The 19,978-nt window shown below is 69.5% G+C and carries 17 protein-coding genes and 1 rRNA gene; 13 read left to right on the forward strand and 5 right to left on the reverse strand.

Annotation, left to right across the window (positions count from 1 at the left end; all coding sequences use genetic code 11):
- Together G9C85_RS17020 and G9C85_RS17025 are read right to left on the reverse strand one after the other, a co-directional pair.
- Window positions 1-186, reverse strand: a 16S ribosomal RNA gene (locus tag G9C85_RS17020); the annotation flags it as partial.
- A gap of 1,020 nt (window positions 187-1,206) precedes the next feature.
- A complete protein-coding gene (locus G9C85_RS17025) occupies window positions 1,207-1,515 on the reverse strand; it encodes a non-histone chromosomal MC1 family protein (RefSeq protein ID WP_166042205.1) in 309 nt (102 codons plus the stop codon).
- Between the two features lie 228 nt (window positions 1,516-1,743).
- On the opposite strand from G9C85_RS17025, the gene G9C85_RS17030 reads away from it, so the two are divergent.
- The 3 genes from G9C85_RS17030 (at window position 1,744) to G9C85_RS17040 (ending at window position 5,524) form a co-directional block, all read left to right on the forward strand.
- Window positions 1,744-1,941 (forward strand): hypothetical protein, encoded by a 198-nt coding sequence (locus G9C85_RS17030; RefSeq protein ID WP_166042207.1) that lies wholly within the window; start codon window positions 1,744-1,746, stop codon window positions 1,939-1,941.
- 246 nt (window positions 1,942-2,187) lie between these two features.
- Window positions 2,188-3,243 carry a quinone-dependent dihydroorotate dehydrogenase gene (locus G9C85_RS17035; RefSeq protein WP_166042208.1) on the forward strand — a complete coding sequence of 352 codons (1,056 nt, stop codon included), beginning with the start codon at window positions 2,188-2,190 and terminating at the stop codon, window positions 3,241-3,243.
- A gap of 94 nt (window positions 3,244-3,337) precedes the next feature.
- A complete protein-coding gene (locus G9C85_RS17040; protein ID WP_166042662.1) occupies window positions 3,338-5,524 on the forward strand; it encodes an ATP-dependent DNA helicase in 2,187 nt (728 codons plus the stop codon).
- A 244-nt stretch (window positions 5,525-5,768) separates the two neighbouring features.
- On the opposite strand, the gene G9C85_RS17045 is transcribed toward G9C85_RS17040, so the two are convergent.
- From G9C85_RS17045 to G9C85_RS17055, 3 genes are all read right to left on the reverse strand, one after another.
- Window positions 5,769-7,505, reverse strand: a complete 1,737-nt coding sequence (locus G9C85_RS17045) for a sensor histidine kinase (protein WP_166042663.1) — start codon at window positions 7,503-7,505, stop codon at window positions 5,769-5,771.
- Between the two features lie 99 nt (window positions 7,506-7,604).
- A complete protein-coding gene (locus G9C85_RS17050) occupies window positions 7,605-8,111 on the reverse strand; it encodes a 2'-5' RNA ligase family protein (protein WP_166042210.1) in 507 nt (168 codons plus the stop codon).
- Window positions 8,112-8,219: 108 nt separating this feature from the next.
- Window positions 8,220-8,414, reverse strand: a complete 195-nt coding sequence (locus G9C85_RS17055; RefSeq protein ID WP_166042213.1) for a hypothetical protein — start codon at window positions 8,412-8,414, stop codon at window positions 8,220-8,222.
- A 313-nt stretch (window positions 8,415-8,727) separates the two neighbouring features.
- Between G9C85_RS17055 and argG the strand changes: the two genes are divergently transcribed.
- The 10 genes from argG (at window position 8,728) to G9C85_RS17105 (ending at window position 19,943) form a co-directional block, all read left to right on the forward strand.
- On the forward strand, window positions 8,728-10,158 hold the full coding sequence (argG, locus tag G9C85_RS17060; RefSeq protein ID WP_166042214.1) for an argininosuccinate synthase: 1,431 nt from the start codon (window positions 8,728-8,730) through the stop codon (window positions 10,156-10,158).
- Window positions 10,158-11,786 carry an argininosuccinate lyase gene (gene argH, locus G9C85_RS17065; protein WP_166042216.1) on the forward strand — a complete coding sequence of 543 codons (1,629 nt, stop codon included), beginning with the start codon at window positions 10,158-10,160 and terminating at the stop codon, window positions 11,784-11,786. Before argG ends, argH begins: the two co-directional genes overlap by 1 nt.
- A gap of 223 nt (window positions 11,787-12,009) precedes the next feature.
- On the forward strand, window positions 12,010-12,174 hold the full coding sequence (gene lysW / locus G9C85_RS17070) for a lysine biosynthesis protein LysW (RefSeq protein ID WP_166042218.1): 165 nt from the start codon (window positions 12,010-12,012) through the stop codon (window positions 12,172-12,174).
- A 64-nt stretch (window positions 12,175-12,238) separates the two neighbouring features.
- Window positions 12,239-13,162: a lysine biosynthesis protein LysX gene (lysX, locus tag G9C85_RS17075; RefSeq protein WP_166042664.1), complete on the forward strand. Its 924-nt coding sequence runs from the start codon at window positions 12,239-12,241 to the stop codon at window positions 13,160-13,162.
- 40 nt (window positions 13,163-13,202) lie between these two features.
- A complete protein-coding gene (gene argC / locus G9C85_RS17080) occupies window positions 13,203-14,276 on the forward strand; it encodes an N-acetyl-gamma-glutamyl-phosphate reductase (protein ID WP_166042220.1) in 1,074 nt (357 codons plus the stop codon).
- Between the two features lie 39 nt (window positions 14,277-14,315).
- The gene (locus G9C85_RS17085) at window positions 14,316-15,218 is read left to right on the forward strand and encodes an acetylglutamate/acetylaminoadipate kinase (protein WP_166042222.1); all 903 of its coding nucleotides are present in this window, start codon (window positions 14,316-14,318) and stop codon (window positions 15,216-15,218) included.
- Window positions 15,215-16,345 (forward strand): aminotransferase class III-fold pyridoxal phosphate-dependent enzyme, encoded by a 1,131-nt coding sequence (locus G9C85_RS17090; RefSeq protein ID WP_166042223.1) that lies wholly within the window; start codon window positions 15,215-15,217, stop codon window positions 16,343-16,345. The genes G9C85_RS17085 and G9C85_RS17090 overlap by 4 nt, the downstream gene beginning before the upstream one ends.
- Window positions 16,345-17,595 carry a [LysW]-lysine hydrolase gene (locus G9C85_RS17095; protein WP_166042225.1) on the forward strand — a complete coding sequence of 417 codons (1,251 nt, stop codon included), beginning with the start codon at window positions 16,345-16,347 and terminating at the stop codon, window positions 17,593-17,595. The genes G9C85_RS17090 and G9C85_RS17095 overlap by 1 nt, the downstream gene beginning before the upstream one ends.
- Before the next feature lie 10 nt (window positions 17,596-17,605).
- Window positions 17,606-18,547 (forward strand): ornithine carbamoyltransferase, encoded by a 942-nt coding sequence (gene argF / locus G9C85_RS17100; protein WP_166042227.1) that lies wholly within the window; start codon window positions 17,606-17,608, stop codon window positions 18,545-18,547.
- A gap of 187 nt (window positions 18,548-18,734) precedes the next feature.
- A complete protein-coding gene (locus G9C85_RS17105) occupies window positions 18,735-19,943 on the forward strand; it encodes a Gfo/Idh/MocA family protein (RefSeq protein WP_166042229.1) in 1,209 nt (402 codons plus the stop codon).
- Window positions 19,944-19,978 lie beyond the last annotated feature (35 nt).

A 19,978-nucleotide genomic window follows, 5' to 3' on the forward strand; every position in this document is an offset into this window, starting at 1 on the left:
CCAGCTCAAGCCATTCCAGGCAGGGAGCCTTATTCAGAATTAGCCTCAGTTTCCCGAGGTTGTTCTGATCCATAGGGTAGTTTGGCCACGTGTCACTGAGCTATCTGCCACGGGTCTAAACCCGTGCGACTAGCATGGCTAAATCGAACTCCGATAGCAATGGCCTCCGGCAGGATCAACCGGAATGGTCCCGAGCTCAAGGCTCGGGGGGTATGGCGGGACACACCCGAATGGGTGTGTTCCATCTATTGCATTGCGTGGTCCGAGTTCGGTGATCCAGATCGAGTCGGCCGATCGGGCGTCACCGAACTACCAGGGCTAACATCAGATCCCGTCTTGACGGCGGACCGCAGGGGCGGAATCCTCATTTCCTTCCGGACTTGGTTATATTCCGAGCAAGGGCATAAGCCCTTCGGAATGTCCCCGTTCGGCGAGTGGTATTCGCCGAACACGTCCGGGATTGGGGTACGAGTTGAACGCACCCCGAATCGCGTTGTGCTGTGTGGATTGTATCCGAATCCCCGTATTCACTTAAGGGCGTCGGAGTCGCCCGACGCCGGAGGTCGTTCCGGCGGGGCGTTCACATCACGACGAAGTTGCCTGTTTTACTTAAGGGCGTCGTTCCGTCGTCGTCCCGTGTGTGAATCGGGGCGTTCCTGCCTCCGTGCCGGATCGCGGCCGGAGGGGGTGGCGTCGTGCGCCACCTTGTTCGCATCCATACCGATGGGGGTGATACATTTAAGGCCGTCGTTCCGTCCAGCCATTGGTATCGCGTTCACGTGGTGCGGTTTCGCACGGGTTCCGGGTCGCGCGTACGCGTAATGAAGACTCTATCGAGGATCGTGGTGCCGGATGAGGTGAAGGACTACTGTGGTGACTTGCGTCGTGATGGCCCAGGGATGGGACTGTCGCGTGTACGTGGTGGTCGTCGCGTTGTGGGAGTGAAGGGTATCGTCGCGTGCGTGGCGTGTGGGAGCGCGATGCTGGCCCTGGGATGGTTCGCGCGAACCGGTGCCAGTTGGCGTGGCTGGGAGGCGTGGGGACGGTGGTGACTCGGCCGTCGCTGGTGGGACGTGGTGTCGCGCGGGTGGAGGCCGACCAGTCATTCCTCGCGTGGTGCGGGTGGTCGGGTCGGGTGGTGCCCGCGCGGTGGCGAGGTTCGCCCTGGTGGGTGTTACGTATGTCGGTCGAGAAGCGCGGTGGGGGTTATTCTTCGAGGTGCTCGATGCGCTTCTTCGAGACGTTCGCCTCCGTGATCTCGTTGGGCATCCAGTCGGGCTTGTCGTCGGGGGCTTGCTCGTTCCAGGCCCAGCCGTCGTAGATGTGGACTTTGTCGGTGCCTTTCTCGCGGAGGCGGAGTTCGGTCTTGTCGGCGTTCGATTCGCCCTGTGCGGGTTCGAGTCGCCGCGCCGCCTTCAGTGCTGCCTGTCGTGGCGTGTTCCCGGAGAACACGCTGGTTTCCTCGCCACTCTGGTTTCGGAGCGCGAAATTGCGCTTGCCATCTTCACGTACCATGATTTCGCTCCATGCGAATGGAGCACACGACCCACCATAAAGATATCCCCGAAACCGAGGGACGGCGACGGCGCCATTGATAAAGGGAGGGGTAATCGAGGGGTTCGAGCGACCGAGTTCGGGGGGTCGAAGCCGTCTCAGTCGCTCGCGCGCGCCGCCCCGACGCCCTCTGCGTGTAGAAAACACTTAAGTAGGTGCTGTAGCGAACACTCGAACTAGACCTCGGCGATGGTACGGAAAAAGAAGCTGAGTCCGAGTGGCGCGAAAGACGAGAACGGCGAGTACCACAACGTCCACATCAACCTCCACGAGGACGAACTGGCGGTCGCGGGCATGGATATCGGGGACGAGGTGTTCGTCCGCGTGCGCGACGGGAAGATAATCATCCAGAAGGCCGACCAGGACGAAGTCGAACACGAGTTCTAGCGTACCATCCCACGGCCCTGCCCCATACGGGCCAGATCGCTTCCCGACCCGACCATCGCCGAGCCACGGCACCACGCCACCCCTGACGGCACGAACCGGTGACGCCTCCACGAGAACCGGCGGCCCAGACGCCGCCGGATGCTCCTGCGGTCACTCCCAACCGGAAACGACGACCTGCCGGCCGTCGTATGCTCCTGCGGTCAGTTCCCGAGACGTTTATCGGCGCGGAGCGTGGCGTATCAGGTAATGAGCGTGTACGACGTGGCGCGACCGCTGTTGTTCTCGCTGCCGGCGGAGACGGCACACGGACTGGTTCACGGGGGGTTGCGCGCGGTGGGAGGGACGCCAGTCGCGTCCGTGCTCGCGCGGCGGTTCGTCGTGGACGACGAGCGCCTGGCGACGACGGCGTTCGGGGAGTCGTTCCCGAACCCGGTGGGGGTGGCTGCGGGGTTCGACAAGAACGCGACGGTCGTTCCGGGACTCGCGTCGCTGGGGTTCGGGTTCGTGGAGGTCGGTGGGGTGACGGCGGAGGCGCAGCCGGGGAACCCGCGACCGCGGATGTTCCGCTTGCGCGAGGACGAGGCGATCGTGAACCGGATGGGGTTGAACAACGAGGGCGCGGACGCCGTGGGGCGTCGCCTCCGCGAGGACGTGGACGCGGCCGTGCCCGTGGGCGTGAACCTCGCGAAGTCAGAGTCGGCGTCGATGGCGGAAGCGCCGTCGGACTACCGGTACACGTACGAGCGCGTCGCCGAAGGCGGGGACTTCTTCGTGGTGAACGTCTCGTGTCCGAACTCGGAGGGGTTCCGGGACCTCCAGAACAAGGACGAGCTGGCGGCGATCTTCCGCGAGCTCGTCGACGCGGGCGCGAGTCCGCTCCTCGTGAAGCTCTCCCCGGACCTCCCGGAGCCGGCGGTCGAGGACGCGCTCGACCTCGTCGACGAGTTCGACCTGGACGGCGTCGTCGCGGTGAACACGACGACCGATCGTCCCGAGTCGCTATCCAGTCCGAATGCGAGGGAGACGGGTGGCCTGTCGGGCAAACCCATCGAGGACGCGTCGACGCGACTCGTGCGGTTCGTCGCTGAACGCACCGACGTCCCCGTGGTCGGGGTCGGTGGCGTGTCGGACGCCGCGGGCGCGTACGCGAAGATCCGTTCGGGCGCGTCGCTCGTCCAGTTGTACACGGCGCTCGTCTACGAGGGGCCGTCGCTCGCGCGAGAGATCAATCGCGGACTCCTCGAGTTGCTCGAACGCGACGGGTTCGACTCGGTCGCGGACGCGGTCGGCGCGGACCTCTAGCCCGCGAGTCGACGCCCGCGCCGGCTCGCGCGGGCGAACCCTTTTGCCTGATTGCGCGCAATCGATGGGTGTGACTGCGGAGACGGACGCGTACATGCGCTTCTTTCCCTACGAGGAGCCGTACGCGAACCAGCGCGAGGCGATGGACCGCATCTACAACGCCCTCAGTCGCGGGCAGGACGTCCTCTTCGAGGGAGCCTGTGGGACGGGGAAGACGCTCTCGGCGCTCGTGCCGGCCCTGGAGTACGCGCGGGAGGCGGAGAAGACGGTGGTCATCACGACGGACGTCCATCAGCAGATGCGTCAGTTCATCACGGAGGCGAGTGCGATCACGCGCGAGGAGGCGATCCGCGCGGTCGTGTTCAAGGGGAAGGCGTCGATGTGCCACATCGACGTCGGGTACGAGGAGTGCCAGGCGTTGCGGGATACGTCTCGCGACCTCGTGGAGAAGCGCGAGGACGTCGAGCAGCTCGAGGAGCGCCAGGAGGAGCTGCTGGAGGAAGTCAAGGAGGGCGACGACGGCTCGCAGGCGGCCCAGGAGGCTCAGGAGGCGCGGTCGGCAGTCATCAACGAGATCCAGTCCTTGCAGGGCGCGATCGAGGACGTCGACGACGCGAACGTCTGCGATCACTACCTCCAGAACCTGACTGCTGACACGGACGGCTTCTACGAGTGGCTGTTCGACGACGTGCGGACGCCCGAGGAGATCTTCGAGCAGGCGGGCTCGCAGGGCTTTTGCGGGTACGAGCTCCTGAAGGAGGGCATCGAGGGCGTGGACCTCGTCGTCGCGAACTACCATCACCTTCTGGACCCGATGATCCGCGAGCAGTTCTTCCGGTGGCTCGGCCGGGACCCCTCGGAGGTCATCACGGTGTTCGACGAGGCGCACAACGTGGAGGATGCGGCGCGCGACCACGCGACGCGGACGTTGACCGAGCAGTCCCTGGATAGCGCGCTTGGCGAGCTCGAGGAGGAGGACGACGCGCGCGCCGATCGGGCGGCGAACGTCCTGGGGGCGTTCCGGGATGCGCTCGTGGAGACGTACGAGGACGGGCTGGCGTTCGGGGAGCGCGAGCGCGTCGGCGAGGACTGGCACGACGTCACGATCGCGAGCGAGGACGGCCGCGACGACCTCACGCTATCCTTCCTCCAGGGATACACGGGTCAGGGCTACCAGCAGGACCTGGAGGCGGCGGTCCAGCTCGGGCAGGAGTTAGACGAGCGGTACGAGGAGGCGTACAAGCGCGGGGAGGCGACGACGCGCCAGGACTGCCAGACGCTCGCGGCGGCGCGGTTCGTGGGGTCGTGGATGCAGGAGTCGACGGACCAGGGGAAGTACCCGGTCGCGGCGGTGCGTCGCGACCAGGGGACCGACGACGTGTACGGGCGCGTGGAGTTGTACACGTGCATTCCCCAGGAGGTGACGAGCGAGTTGTTCCAGGAGACGCACGCGAACGTCCTGATGAGCGCGACCCTCCAGCCGTTCGGGATTGCCGGCGAGGTCCTGGGGTTACAGAATCCGGTGGAGATGGAGTACGGGCTGGCGTTCCCCGCGGAGCGCCGCCGGACGTTCGCGGTTGGGACGCCGGCGTTGTTCGCGAGCAAGCGCGACGAGGCGGCGGTCCAGGAGCGTTACGGGGAGACGCTCGCGGACGTGGTGCGGTTCACGCCGGGGAACACGCTGGCGTTCTTCCCGAACTACGCGGAGGCGAAGCGGTACGCGACGCGCCTCCGTCAGGATCCGGACGTGGATTCGACGGTGTATCTGGACGAGGCGGGCGTGAGCGCGGAGGACGCGCGCGCTGCGTTCACGAGCGACGACGACGCGGTCCTCCTGACGTCGCTGTGGGGTACCTTGGCGGAGGGCGTGAGTTTCGACGGCGACGACGCGCGGTCCGTCGTGGTCGTCGGCGTCCCCTACCCGCACCTGGACGACCGCGCGGAGGCGGTCCAGCGCGCGTACGGCGAGGAGTTCGGCGACCGCGACCCCGAACAGGACGGCTGGCGGTACGCGGTGGAGATTCCGACGGTCCGGAAGACCCGGCAGGCGCTCGGGCGCGTCATCCGGTCGCCGGAGGACTTCGGCGTGCGCGTCCTCATGGACGAGCGCTACACGGCCCGGAGCGAGCAGGAGATGGGGAAGTACAGCGTCCACGACACGTTCCCCGGCCACGAGCGCGAGGAGATGGTCGACATCGGCCCGACGAAACTCAAGTTCGCGATGCTGAACTTTTACCAAGACATGGACGCGTACGGCGATTCGGGGCCGCCAGCGCCCTGAGCGTTCGACGGTCGGCTTTCCGCCCACGTTTTGCGCCGGCGAGACCGCGAGCGAAGCGAGCGGCGACGCCGGCGACAAAAGGTGGTCTCACCAGGACATGGACGCGTACGGCGATTCGGGGCCACCAGCGCCCTGAGCGTTCGACGGTCGGCTTTTCGCCCACGTTTTGCGCCGGCGAGTCCGCGAGTGCGGAGCGGAGCGAGTGGTGCGGTCGGCCAGCGGCGTTGTCGGCGAGAGGGGTTCGTTAGCGTGGCGGGCTGTCGGTCGTGAGGTCGGGGGTGGTCCTGTCGGGCGGGGTGGTCGCGCGTTCGGTTTCGGTTGCGACGACGTGGACGCCGGTGAACTCGAAGCGGGCGCCGCCGTCGGCGCTCTCGGTTGCGGTGACGGTCCAGCCGTGGGCGTCGGCGATTTCGGCGACGATGGCGAGCCCGAAGCCGGTGCCGTCGGCGTCGGTCGTGTATCCGGGTTCGAAGACGGTCTCGCGGTCGGATTCGGGGATGCCGGGGCCGTCGTCTTCGACGTAGAACCCGTCGGCGAGCGTCCCGATGGTGAGGGTGACGTCGTCGCCGGCGTGGTCGCAGGCGTTCCGGATGAGGTTCTCGAACAGTCGCTTGAGGCGGTCTGGGTCGCCTGCGAACGCGAGGTCGTCGGCGACGACGAGTTCGGCGTTGCCGGTGTCGACGAACCGCCAGCAGTCGGTCGCGAGCGTCGAGAGGTGGACGTCGACGGGGTCCTCGACGGGGTCGCCGTTGCGGGCGAGCGCGAGGATCTCGTCGATGAGGGCGTTCATGCGGTCGAGAGCCGTCTCGATGCCGTCGAGGCCGTCGACGGCGTCTGCCTCGTCGACGGCGCCGTCGGCGAGTCGGTCGCGGAGGAGTTCGAGTTCGCCCTGGGCGACGTTGAGGGGGTTGCGGAGGTCGTGGCTGACGACGCTGGCGAAGGATTCGAGGCGCGCGTTCTGTCGTTCGAGTTCGCGCCGGTAGCGTTCGCGGTCGGTCACGTCTGTCAGGACGACGGCGTGCCCGGTGCCGGCGCCGCCCGTCCCGTAGGGGGTCGCGGTGACGCGGTAGTGTCGGGTGCTGCCGTCGACGTCGACGGAGACGACGTCGTCTTCGCCGGCGTCGATTCGGGCGGCGACCTCGGGGAGGACGGCGTCGAGGGGGTCGCCGCGTGCGCTCTCGAGGGCGGGGAAGTACGTGGTGGCGGCGCGGTTGGCGTCCCGGACGCGGCCGTCGCGGTCGAGTGCGATGGTGGGGACGTCGCGTTCGGCGGCGAACCTGACGGCCTCGAACTTCTCGATGTACGCGTACGCGACGCCGACGGCGAAGACGGCGACGCCGATGGGTTCGTACCCGATCTCAACGAGGACGGGAGTGGTGACGGCGGCGACGTCGAGGACGACGGGGAGTGCGGTGGCGGCGAGGAGCGCGGAGAGCGCGCGCGTGTCCATGTCGACTTCGGTGAAGCGGTCGAGGAGCATGAAGTAGCCGACGAACGCGAGCGCGTACGACAGCCCCATCGCGACCCAGTGGAGGGTGCCGCTGGCGACGGCGACGTGCGGGAACGGCGTCGCGACGGTCGTCGTGGTGAAGTAGCCGGCGTGGAGTGGGTTCGTGACCTTCACGGCGACGACGACGACGAAGACGAAGACGGCGACGCGCCGGTACGTCGGGTTGCGGTGGTAGGCGCGGCCGGTGTACGCGGAGCAGAAGTACAGCCACGCTCCGACGGTCGCGAACCCGAGGACGAGGCCGACGGTGTACGCGGCGAGCTTGAGGGAGAGCGTCGGGAGCGCGAGGAAGGCGGCGTTGGCGGCCGCCCAGCCGCCGCTGGTGAGGAGGAGGGCGCGGAGGCCGCGTCGCGTGTCGGCGTCGTCGACGGCGCGGAGCCGGCGGCTGCTCGCGACGCACGCGACGCTCGCGACGGCGAAGACCGCGACGTAGAGCCCGAACACGAGGGTTTCTCCGGGGAGGGAGCGCAGCACGATGTGGAGTTAATGGCCACCGCTCGTATTTCGTTTTCGGTAGTTCCCATCCGTCGAGATCGCGTCCGTCGTCGCGCCGGGGCTCGTTCTCGGCGACTACGCGGGGAGTCGTATCTCCCCCGCGGGTTCTTCGAGGTGTGCGTCGTAGAACTGGAGGCGGTCGACGGTCCACTCGATCGGGTCGACGTCGACGTCGGCAGCGGCGTCGGCGGCCGCCATCGGGCCGTCGCGGGCGATCGTGACGTGCGGGACGTAGTCGTCGCCGCCGAGGCCGTCGATGCTCCCGAGTGCGTCGACGAGGCGGTCGTGGACCTCCCGCAGACCGGGTGATTCGACGGCGAGGTAGACGACGGGGCCGGTGCCGGAGGTCGGGTCCTCGAAGTAGTCGATGCCGGTGACGCGGACGGCGAACGGCGGCATGCCGGCGAGGGCGTCCCGAACCTGGCGCTGGACGCGGTGGCGGTCGCTGGGCGTGCTGGCGTCGAGGCGCTTCGCGAGGAGCGTGTGGTCGCTGGGGTACGTCGCGAAGTCGACGAGATGGGGATGGAGGTCGCTCGCGAGCCGGCGAACGCGTCCCGGAACGGGGACGTTCAGGCTGTACACGTTCGGTGCGTGGACTGGCTCGACCTAATGTCGTGCGGTTCCGCGTCGCCCGGTCGTGGGGCTACGGACGTCCGCGGCCCAGCGAGGCCGCGTCGCTCGGGCGTGGGCCTACAGGCGGTCGAGGAGCCAGAGGACGATGAGGACGAGGATGACGAGTCCGAGGATGGGCTGGAGCGGCCCGAGCAGCCACCCGATGGTGCCGATGATCATCCCGACGACCTCGAGCACGATCCAGACGACGACGAGCAGGAGGACGATCTTGAGCAGGTCCTCGACGTCGATGCCGCCTCGGTTTTCGAGCATATCCTGGTCTGCTCGCCGTAACGATATAAAGACCCGGCAAAATCGCGGTAGTGTGTGACGTGATATCGTACGGTCGTGGGGTCCAAGGCTTGCCGCGCCGGCAACCTTTAGTAGTACGTGTCCAGTACGTGTTGGTACGATGGTTCAGCACCGCACGTCTACGTTCGCGGACTCCGCGAGCGGTGCTGCCGTGTCCCTTCGAACGCCGCGACCGGCCCGTTAGGGCCACACATACTACTTCCTCGACTCGCGGCGCAACGTACTTCGACCAGTTCGACGGCGGGGGTTCCGCCGTCACCCACATCGACACGGCATGACACACGACGATACTACGCACGACGACGCGGCGACGACGGACGCACAGCACACGACCGACTCGGACTACGCAGCAGCGAATCTCGACACGACCCACGTAACGAAAGTCGACGGCGGCACGGTCGCGCTCGCGTTCTCGGGCGGCCTCGACACGACGGTCTGCGTCCCGCTCCTCGAGGACCTCTACGGGTACGACGAGGTCGTCGGCGTCACGGTCGACGTCGGCCAGCCAGCCGAGGAGTTCGCGGAGGCCGAGGAGACCGCGGCGGCGCTCGACCTCGAGCACTACGTCGTCGACGCGAAGGACGAATTCGCGGACCTCTGCTTCGAGTCCGTGACGGCGAACGCGACGTACCAGGGATACCCGCTCGGGACGGCGCTCGCTCGCCCCGTCATCGCGGAAGCGATCGCCGAGGTCGCCGCCGACGTCGGCGCGGACGCGGTCGCGCACGGCTGCACGGGCAAGGGGAACGACCAGTTGCGCTTCGAGGCGGTGTGGCGCGACACCGACCTGGACGTCGTCGCGCCCGTGCGCGAACTCGGACTGACGCGCGAGTTCGAGCAGGCGTACGCCGCCGAACTCGACCTCCCCGTAGAGGGCGGGAACGAGGGCGACTGGAGCATCGACACGAACCTCTGGAGCCGTAGCGTCGAGGGCAAGGACCTCGAGGACCCCGCGTACGTCCCGCCAGAGGAGATCTACGACTGGACGACCGAACCCGGCACGGTCACCGAACCCACGCTCGTCCAGGTCGGGTTCGCTGACGGCCTCCCGACGGGCGTCTCCGTCCTCGAGGGCCCCGAATCCGTCCAGGAGACCGCCGCCGAGGCGGTGACCGAGGCCGGGGACGCGGACGAGGCGACGACGGCGGTCGCGTCGGGCGAGCCGGTCGCGACCATCGAGTTCCTGAACGCGCTCGCGGGCGCGTACGGCGTCGGCCGCACGGACATGATGGAGGACCGCATGCTCGGCCTCAAGGTTCGCGAGAACTACGAGCACCCGGCGGCGTCGGTGCTGCACGCGGCCCACGAGGCCCTCGAGGGCCTCGTCCTGACGAAGGACGAGCGCGACTTCAAGGCGACCGTGGACGACGAGTGGTCCCAGAAGGCCTACGAGGGCCTCGTTCACTCGCCGCTCTCCGCCGCGCTCGGCGGGTTCCTCGACGTCGTGAGCGAGAAGACCGAGGGGACCGTGACGGTGAAGCTCGCCGCCGGCCAGGCGCGCGCGGTCGGCCGCGACAGCGAGCACGCGGTGTACTCGGAGTCCGCGGCGTCGTTCGACACGTCGACCGTGGACGGCATCGAGCAGGCCGACGCGACGGGCGTCGCGAAGTACCACGGGTTCCAGGACCGCCTGGCGAACTCGACGTCGACGACGAGCGAGAGCGAGGAGTCGACCGACGAGACGACGATCACGGCCGACGACTGATGACGGAGTTCCGCGACAACCGCACGGCCGCTGGCGACTCCGGCGGGAGCGGCGGCGTCGGGGACGACGGCGTCGGGAACGACGGGAGCACCGGTCGCGACGGGAGCGGCGACGGGGCGAGCGGTCGCGGTGCGACCGACGGCGGGACGGCGGTCCGCGGCGAGCGCTTCAGCGGCGGCCCCGCCCGTGGATTCATGTCGTCGCTCGCTGGCGACGAGCGCATCTTCGAGGCGGACCTGGCGGTCGACCGCGCGCACGTCGTGATGCTCGCCGAGCAGGGCGTCGTGAGCGACGACGAGGCGGGCCAGATACTTCAGGCGCTGAACGTCGTGGAGGTCGAAGAGCACCAGGGGCTGCCCGACGGCGAGGACGTCCACGAGGCGATCGAGTCGAAGGTGATCGCGATCGCGGGGTCGGTTGGCGGGAAGATGCACACCGCCAGGTCGCGCAACGACGAGGTGGCGGCGTGCATCCGCTATCGCCTCCGCGAGGACGTCCTCGCGGCACTGGCGGCGGTGAACGACGCGCGCGCGGCGCTCGTCGAGGTGGCCGACGCCGAGGGCGAGACGCTGATGCCCGGTTACACCCACTTGCAGTCGGCGCAGCCGACGACGGTCGGGCACTGGGCGCTCTCGTACGCTGGCGCGCTCGCTCGCGACGCCGACCGCTTGCTCGACGCGTACGAGCGCGTGAACGAGTCCCCGCTGGGGGCGGCGGCGTTCGCGGGCACGCCGTTCGACGTGGACCGCGAGCGGACCGCAGAGCTGCTCGGATTCTCGGGGCTCGTGACGAACGCGACGGACGCGGTCGCCGCGCGCGACCACCTCGTGGAGGTCGCGAGCGCGCTCGCGAACGTCGCCACGCACCTGTCCGGGCTCGCGGAGGACCTCGTGATATTCTCGAGTCGCGGATTCGTCGCGCTCGACGACGCGTACGCGTCGACGTCCTCTATCATGCCCCAGAAGAAGAACCCGGACACGCTCGAGCTCGTTCGCGCGACCGCGGGCGACGCGAGCGCGGGCCTGAACGGCCTGCTCTCGACGCTGAAGGGCCTGCCGCGCGCGTACAACCGCGACCTCCAGCGTGCGACGCCGCACGTCTGGAGTGCGGTCGATGCGGTGACGGAGGCGACCGAGGTCGCGGCGGGCGCGGTCGCGACCGCCGACTGGCCGAGCGACGCGCTCGCCGAGGCGGCCGGCGAGGGGTTCGCGACGGCGACGGCGGTCGCGGACGTGCTCGCGATGGCGGGCGTCCCCTTCAGGCAGGCCCACGAGGTCGTCGCGACGGCGAGCGAACGCTCGACGGCCGCGGACGATGCGGACGGAGCTGGCGGTTCGGCTGACGGCGACGCACCGTCGGTCGAGACGATCGCTGCTGCGGTCGCGGACGTGCTCGGCGAGCCGATGGAGTCGTTCGTGGACGCGGCGAGGGTCGCGGACGCGCTCGATCCGGCGGCGAACGTCGCGATGCGCGACTCGGTCGGCGGGCCCGCGCCCGACGCGGTGGCGTCGCAGGTCGCGTCCGCGGCAGACGCGCTGTCGGGCGACGAGTCGGCGGTCGCGGCCAAGCGCGACGCGCTCGAACTGGCTCACGAGACGCTCCAGGACGAGGTGTCGACGTATGTTTGAGGCGGCGATTGCGCCTGATGGGGAGGCGATCGGACCGCGAGGCGTGCGAGGCCGACTGCCACCAGCCCCACCACGGGGCGACTATTCACAGTAATCTGATATGGGTTTCAGATTCGACGGCGGATTTTGCTTTCTCAGTGCGCCTAGAGTGGACTCTGTTTAATCTAAGTTATTTGGTAAGTTCGGAAGGTTTATGTTCCTCCCGCCGGGAGTACCGTGTACGATGACGACATGCACCGAGTGCGGCGCCGACGTGGCGCTGCACGACGACGCGGAAGCCGGAGAGATCGTCGACTGCACGACCTGTGGCGCAGAGCTCGAAGTGATAGACGTCTCCCCGCCGGTCCTCGAGAAGGCCCCCGAGCTGGAAGAGGACTGGGGGGAGTGAGCGTGCAGACGACAGTCACCAAGATTACCACGACGATGACGACGACAGCATCGAGGTGGACGACGTGAACGTCGGCGTCCTCTACTCGCGCATCCGCCAGGACGAGAAACTCCTGCTCTCGGAGCTGCGCGAGCGCGGGCACGACGTCACGAAGATCGACGTCCGCAAGCAGCGCTTCGACCTCCAGGAACCCCCCGAGGCGTTCGCGGGACTGGACGTCGTCGTCGACCGCTGCATGGCGACCTCGCGGAGCCTGTACGCGACGAAGTTCTGCGAGCAGTACGGCGTCCCCGTCGTGAACTCGGCTGATACCGCGGAGACGTGCGCGGACAAGGTCGAGAACTCGCTCGCGCTCGCCGCCGCCGGCGTCCCCACGCCGCGGACGGAGACGTCGTTCACGACCGACGCGGCGATGGAGACCATCGAGGAGTTCGGCTACCCCTGCGTCCTCAAGCCCGTCATGGGCTCGTGGGGCAGGTTGATGGCGAAGATCGACTCGAAGAGCGCCGCCGAGGCCATCCTCGAGCACAAGGCGACGCTCGGGCACTACGAGCACAAGGTGTTCTACGTCCAGGAGTTCGTCGAGAAGCCCGGCCGCGACGTCCGCGTCCTGGCGGTCGACGGCGAGCCGATCGCCGCGATGGTGCGCTCGGGCGACCACTGGTTGACGAACGCCGCGAAGGGCGCCGACACCGAAGCGTTCGAGCTCGACGACGAAGCCGAGGAGCTCGTGCAAATGGCGAGCGACGCCGTCGGCGGCGGCCTCCTGGGAGTGGACCTCATGGAGACCGACGGCGACGCGACCGACTGGTCGTACACCGTCCACGAGGTCAACCACACCGTCGAGTTCAAGGCGCTGAACGAGACCGTCGACGTCGACGTGCCCGCGAAGGTCGTCGACTGGCTGGAGGCGAAGGTCGACGCCGTCGAAGCCGACGCGGAGGACGACGCCGACGCCGAGGAAGCGATGGCGGAGGTGTCGGACTGATGGCCGCGGAACTGACTGCACCGATGGAGGTGCGTTGCTGATGGCAGCCACGCCCACCGGCGACGTGGACGTCGACGCGGAGGCGGTGTCGGCGAGCATCGTCGGCGCGAGCGGGTTCGCGGGCGGCGAACTCCTGCGCATCCTCGCGGGCCACCCCGAGTTCGAGCTCGCGCAGGCGACGAGCCGCGAGTACGCCGGGAAGTCCGTGGGGAGCGTCCACCCGCCGCTTCGCGGGACCGACCTCCGGTTCAGCGAGCCCGGCGACCTCGAGAGCGTGGACGTGCTGTTCACGGCGACGCCGCACGGCGTCACGATGGAGCACATCGACGCGTACCAGGACGCCGCGGACCTCGTCGTCGACCTGTCGGCGGACTTCCGGCTCGACACCGAAGCGCAGTACGACGAGTGGTACGACGGCCACTCGCGTCCCGAACTCCTCGCGGACGCCGAGTACGCGCTCCCCGAAGTCAACCGCGAGAACCTCGCGGGCGCGGACGTCATCGCGAGCGGTGGCTGCAACGCGACCGCGACCATCCTCGGCCTCTATCCCCTGGCGGAAGCCGGCGTGCTCGACGACGCCGAGGTCGTCGTCGACGTGAAGGTCGGGTCGAGCGAGGGCGGCGCCGGCGGCGGCAAGGCCTCGAGCCACGCGGAGCGCTCGGGCGTCGTGCGTCCGTACGCGCCCACCGGGCACCGCCACGAGGCCGAGATCGAGCAGTGGTTGGGGCAGTCAGTATCGTTCACGTGCCACGCCGTCGACATGGTCCGCGGTGCGAGCGCGACCTGTCACGTGTTCCCGGACAGCCCGGTTTCCAACGGCGACCTCTGGTCGGCGTACCGCGGCGAGTACGAGGACGAACCGTTCGTGCGCCTGCAGGCCGGCGGCTCCAGCACCTATCGCTACCCGGAGCCGAAGGCGGTCGCGGGCACGAACCACGCCGAGGTCGGGTTCGAGCTCGACCCGTCGAACGAGCGCGTCGTCGTGTTCTCCGCGATCGACAACGTCACGAAGGGGTCGGCGGGACAGGCCGTGCACGCGGCGAACGTCGCGCTCGGGTTCGAGGAGACCGCCGGCCTCGAGTTCGCGGGCCTGCACCCCGTGGGGAGTCCCTGAGATGACGCGCTCGATGACGACCGCGACGAGGTGGTCGGCGTGACCGTCGTCGTGAAGATCGGCGGCGCTCGCGCGGTCGATCCCGACGGTGCGCTCGCGGACGTGGCGGAACTGGTCGCCAGTGGAGAGCGGGTCGTCGTCGTCCACGGCGGCTCGACGGCGGTCGACGAGACGCTCGAGGACCTCGGCGAGGAGCCCGAGTACGTCGAGACGCCCGGCGGCGTCGTCGGGCGGTTCACGGACGAACGCACGATGGAGGTCTTCGAGATGGTGCTGCCCGGGAAGCTCAACACGGACCTGACCGCTGGCCTCCTGAACGAGGGCGTGGACGCGGTCGGCCTCTCCGGCGTCGACGGCGGCCTCCTGACCGGGCCCCGCAAATCTGCGGTCAGAGTCCTCGAAGACGGCAAGAAGAAGATCAAGCGCGGCGACCACTCCGGGAAGATCGAGTCGGTCGACGCGGCCCTCCTGGAGGCGCTGTTCGACGCCGGGCGCACGCCCGTCGTCACGGTCCCGATGCTCGGCGTGGACGGTGCGGCGAGCGTCGACGACGCCGTCGCCGACGACGGCGCCGAACTGGTTCCCGTGAACGCGGACGCCGACCGCGCGGCCGCCGCCATCGCGGGCACACTCGGGGCGGAGCTCGTCGTGCTCACGGACGTCGCGGGCGTCTACGCGGACCCCGAGGACGCGAGCACGCGCATCGACAGGGTCGTGACACCCGAAGGGTGGAACGACCTCCAGTCGGCCGCGGAGGGGTTCATGACGAAGAAGGTCATGGCCGCCGAGGAGGCGCTCGACGGCGGCGCGGCGAGCGTCGCGGTGGCGAGCGCGAACGCCGACGCCCCGGTGACGAGCGCGCTCGACGGCGACGCGACGACGATCCTGCCCGGTGCACTGCAGTCGGGAGACGATTCCGAAGCGGAGGTGTCGGCGCAGTGAGCGGCTTCGTGTTCAGCGAGAAGCCGATCAGCATCGAGCGCGGCGAGGACGTCCACGTCTACGACGACGCGGGCACCGAGTACCTCGACTTCGGCGCGAGTTACGCGTGCACGCCCGCCGGGCACTGCCACCCCGAGGTCGTCGACGCCGTCCGTTCGCAGGCCGGCGAGTTGCTGTACGCGCAGGCGAGCTACGGGAACGCCCAGCGCGACGTGCTCTACGAGCGTCTCGCGGCGTTCGCGCCCGACGGCCTGGACAACGTCTGGCTCTGCAATTCCGGTACCGAAGCGAACGAGGCGGCGCTGAAGTTCGCGCGCTCGGCGACCGGCCGCGAGAAGATCGTCGCCGCGAAGCGCGCGTTCCACGGCCGCACGATGGGCGCGCTCGCGGCGACGTGGAAGGCGAAGTACAAGGCGCCGTACGAGCCCGTGATGCCGGGCGTCGAGTTCGTCGACTACGGCGACGAAGACGCCCTGGCCGAAGCAGTGGACGACGAGACCGCCGCCGTCGTCCTCGAACCCGTCCAGGGCGAGGGCGGCGTGCATCCCGCACCGGAGGGCTACCTGCAGGCGGCCCAGGACCTGACGGACGACGCGGGCGCGGCGCTCGTCCTGGACGAGATCCAGACGGGCGTCGGCCGCACGGGCACGCACTGGGCGTGCCAATCGCGCGACGTCACCCCCGACATCCTGACGGCGGCGAAGGGGCTCGCGAGCGGCCTCCCGCTCGGCGCGACCGTCTGCGCGGACTGGGTCGCCGAGGGCGCCGCCTCGCACGGGTCGACGTTCTCCGGGAACCCCCTCGTCGCCGCCGCGGCGACCGCGACGCTCGACGTCGTCGAGGGCGAGGGCCTCGCCGCGAACGCGAGCGAGGTCGGCGCACACCTCCAGTCCGAACTATCAGAGCTCCCCGTGCGGGACGTCCGCGGCGAGGGCCTCATGGTCGGCGTCGAGGTGAAGCGCGGCGCGAACCGCCTCCTGAAGGGCCTCGCCATCGAGCACAAGGTGCTCGCGCTGCCCGCGGGCCGCACGGTCGTTCGCTTGCTCCCGCCGCTCTCCGCGACGACAGAGCACGCCGACGCCGTCGTCGACGCGCTCGGGGACGTCCTCGCGGAGGTGTCGGCGTGATGACGGACGCGAACGCGACCGGCGCGACGGGAACGCCCACCGACGCCGTGGACGAGGCGACGAACGACGTCTCCACGGCGGAAGCGCGCGAACTCGTCGCTGACCTCGTCGCCACCCCGTCGCCCTCGGGCGAGGAGGTGGCGGCCGCGGAACGCCTCGCGGCGTTCTTCGAGTCCCACGACCGCGAGGTCTGGCTAGACGACGTCGGGAACGTCCGCGCGCCCGCGAACGACTGGGTGCTCCTCACGAGCCACGTCGACACCGTCCCCGGCGACGTCCCGACGTGCATCACGGACGCCGACGCGACGCTCACCGACGCAGAGACGGTCGCGAACGACGCGGAAGCAGTCGCGAACGACGCCGATGTCGCCACGACCGCGGAGAGCGACGACGCGACGCTCCCGACGGACGGGACGACGCTCGTCGACGACGACGCGGTCCTCTGGGGGCGCGGAAGCGTGGACGCGACGGGGCCGCTGGCGGCGATGGCGGTCGCTGCCGTCGAGACCGGCGCGTCGTTCGTCGGCGTCGTCGGCGAAGAGACCACGAGTCGCGGCGCACACCACCTCGTCGCGGACCGCGACGCGCCCGACGCCGTCGTGAACGGCGAACCCTCGGGCTGGGACGCGCTCACGCTCGGGTACCGCGGGTTCGTCGCCGCGACCTACGAGGTCGCGACCGAGGCCGCGCACTCCTCGCTCCCCGACCTGAACGCCGTCGAGCACGCGACCGCGTGGGTCGAGGACGTCAAGGACGCGTTCGAGAGTCCGCTCGGCCCCGGCGCAGACGAACACGAAGATGCGTCCGTGTTCGAGTCCGTGACGGTCAAGCCCGTGATGGTCGACGCCGGCACCGAACCCGGCGGGAACGCGGTGACGGCGACGGTCGACTGCCAGTTCCGCATCCCACCTGGGACCGACGCCGAGGAGATCGAAGCGACCGTGGACGCAGTCACGCGCCGCGGCGTCGTCGAGTTCGGGGACGCCATCCCGCCGCACGTCGCGAGCCCCCGGACCGAACTCGGGCGGGCGTTCCGCACCGCGATCAGGCGAGCGGGGGGCGAGCCCAGCCTCCTCCGCAAGACCGGTACCGCCGACGCGAACCTCTACGACGCCGCGTGGGACTGCCCCGTCGCCACGTACGGCCCCGGGGACTCCTCGCTCGACCACTCGCCCGACGAACACCTCGCGCTCGCCGACTACGACCGCGCCGTCGCGGTCCTCGAGTCGGTCGTCGCGAGCCAGCAGTGAGCATTCAACCATGAGCACGCCGACAGCCGACCCGTCGACCGCATCGAGCCCAGAGCCACCCGCGCACGTCCTCGACGTGGACGACCTGAGCGTGGAGACGTTCCACGCCGTTCTCGCGGACGCCGCCGACTACCAGCAGTCGCTCGCGGCCGGCACCCCGCATCGCGACCTCCCCGAGCACACGCTCGGGATGCTGTTCGAGAAGCCCTCGACGCGAACGCGGATGAGCTTCGAGACGGGGATGACCCAGCTCGGCGGGCACGCGGTATTCCTCGGCCCGGACGCGACGCACCTCGGGCACGGCGAGCCCCTGAAGGACACCGCGCGCGCGCTCTCGGGGTACGCGGACGCGCTCGCCATCCGGACGTTCGACCACGACGCCATCGAGACGATCGCGGCGTACGCGGACGTCCCGGTCGTGAACGCGCTCACGGACGACGCCCACCCCTGTCAGGCCCTCGCGGACCTCCTGACGATCCAGCAGGCGTTCGACGACGACTTCGAGGACGCGTCGGTGGCGTGGGTCGGCGACGGGAACAACGTCGCCGCGTCGTTCGCGATCGCGTGCGCGATGGCGGGCGTCGACTGCACGATCGCAACCCCGGAGGGCCACGGGCTCGATCAGGACGTCCTCGATCGCGCCGCCGCCGTCGGCCCGGCACCCACGGTCACGCACGACTTCGAGGCGGCAGTCGCTGACGTCGACGTGATCGAGACGGACGTCTGGGTGAGCATGGGCGAGGACGACGACAAGCGCGAGGCGTTCGACGGCTGGACCGTCACCGCGGACGTCCTCGAAGCCGCGGACGCGAAGTTCATGCACTGCCTGCCCGCGAACCGCGGCGAGGAGGTCACCGACGCCGCCATCGAGAGCGAGCGCTCGCTCGTCTGGCAGCAGGCCGAGAACCGCCTGCACGTCCAGAAGGCGCTCCTGGTCGAACTCCTCTCCTGAGCCGCCTGTAGACGGCGTCGTTTCTCACCGCGAGAGCGCGATCGCCGTGCCGCCGCCTTCAGTTCGAGAGCGCGATCGCCGTGCCGGCACCCAGGAGGACGCCCCAGACGAGGTGGCCGGGGTCGGACCACTCGCGGCGCCGCGCGCCGGGCGAAGGTCTATGGGTTCGTCCCCGGGACAGTATAGTATGACGACGAGCGACGCGCTCTCCGTCGGCTTCCTCGGGTATCGCTTCATGGGCAAGGCGCACGCGAACGCGCTCGCTCGACTCCCGATGTTCTTCCCGGACGCCCCGGCGGTCGAGCGCGACGTCCTCGTCGGCACCGACGAGGACGCGCTCGACGAGTGGACCGACCGCCTCGGGTTCGAGCGGTACGCGACCGACTGGCGCGACGTCGTCGACGACGTCGACGTCCTCTACAACCTCGCCCCGAACTTCCTGCACGTCGAGCCGACCGTCGCGGCGCTCGAAGCGGGCACGCACGTGCTCTGCGAGAAGCCGCTCGCACCGACGCTCGCCGGCGCCGAGCGGATGCGCGACGCCGCTCGCGAGAGCGACGCCGTCGCGGGCTGTGCGTTCAACTACCGGTTCGTGCCCGCCATCCAGTACGCGCGGAACCTGATCGCGAGCGGCGACCTCGGCGAGATACGGCAGGTCCGCGGGTCGTACCTCCAGGACTGGCTCGTCGACCCCGACGAGCCCTGGTCGTGGCGGAACGACGCCGAACTCGCCGGCAGCGGCGCGCTCGGTGACCTCGGCGCGCACACCGTCGACCTCGCTTCCTTCCTCGTCGGCGACCGCGTCGGCGCGCCCGAACGCGTCAGCGGCCACCTGCGGACGTTCGTCGACGAGCGTCCCGTCGAGGACGACGGCGGCGACGGCCGCGGGAACGGCGACGACGACGGGGGCGATAGCGACGCGGAGACGAAGCCCGTGACGGTCGACGACGCGTACTCGGCGCAGGTCGAGTACGAGAGCGGCGCGATGGGGACGTTCGAGGCGTCCCGGATGGCGACCGGGCACACGAACGACCACAGCATCGCGGTCCACGGCACCGACGGCAGCGTCCGGTTCTCGCTCGAGCGACTCAACGAACTCGAGGTGCACGCGGGGGACTCGCGGGGGTTCGAGACGGTGCTCGTCACCGACGAGAGCGACCCGTACGTCGAGCACTGGTGGCCGCCCGGGCACGTCCTCGGGTGGGAGCACACGTTCGTCCACGAGAACGCCGAGTTCCTCGCGCAAGTCCCCGCGAGCGAGGCCGGCGCCGCGACCGCGGTCGACTCGAACGTCGCGACGTTCGACTCCGCGTTCGACGTCCAGCGCGTGCTCGACGCCGTCGCGGCGAGCGACGACCGCGGCGAGTGGGTGCGCGTCGACGACGTCTCGCCGTAGCGACGAGCGACGCAACCACCAGCGCCGCCGCGCGG

This window comes from Halorubellus sp. JP-L1 (assembly GCF_011440375.1).
Classification (GTDB): Archaea; Halobacteriota; Halobacteria; order Halobacteriales; family Natrialbaceae; genus Halorubellus.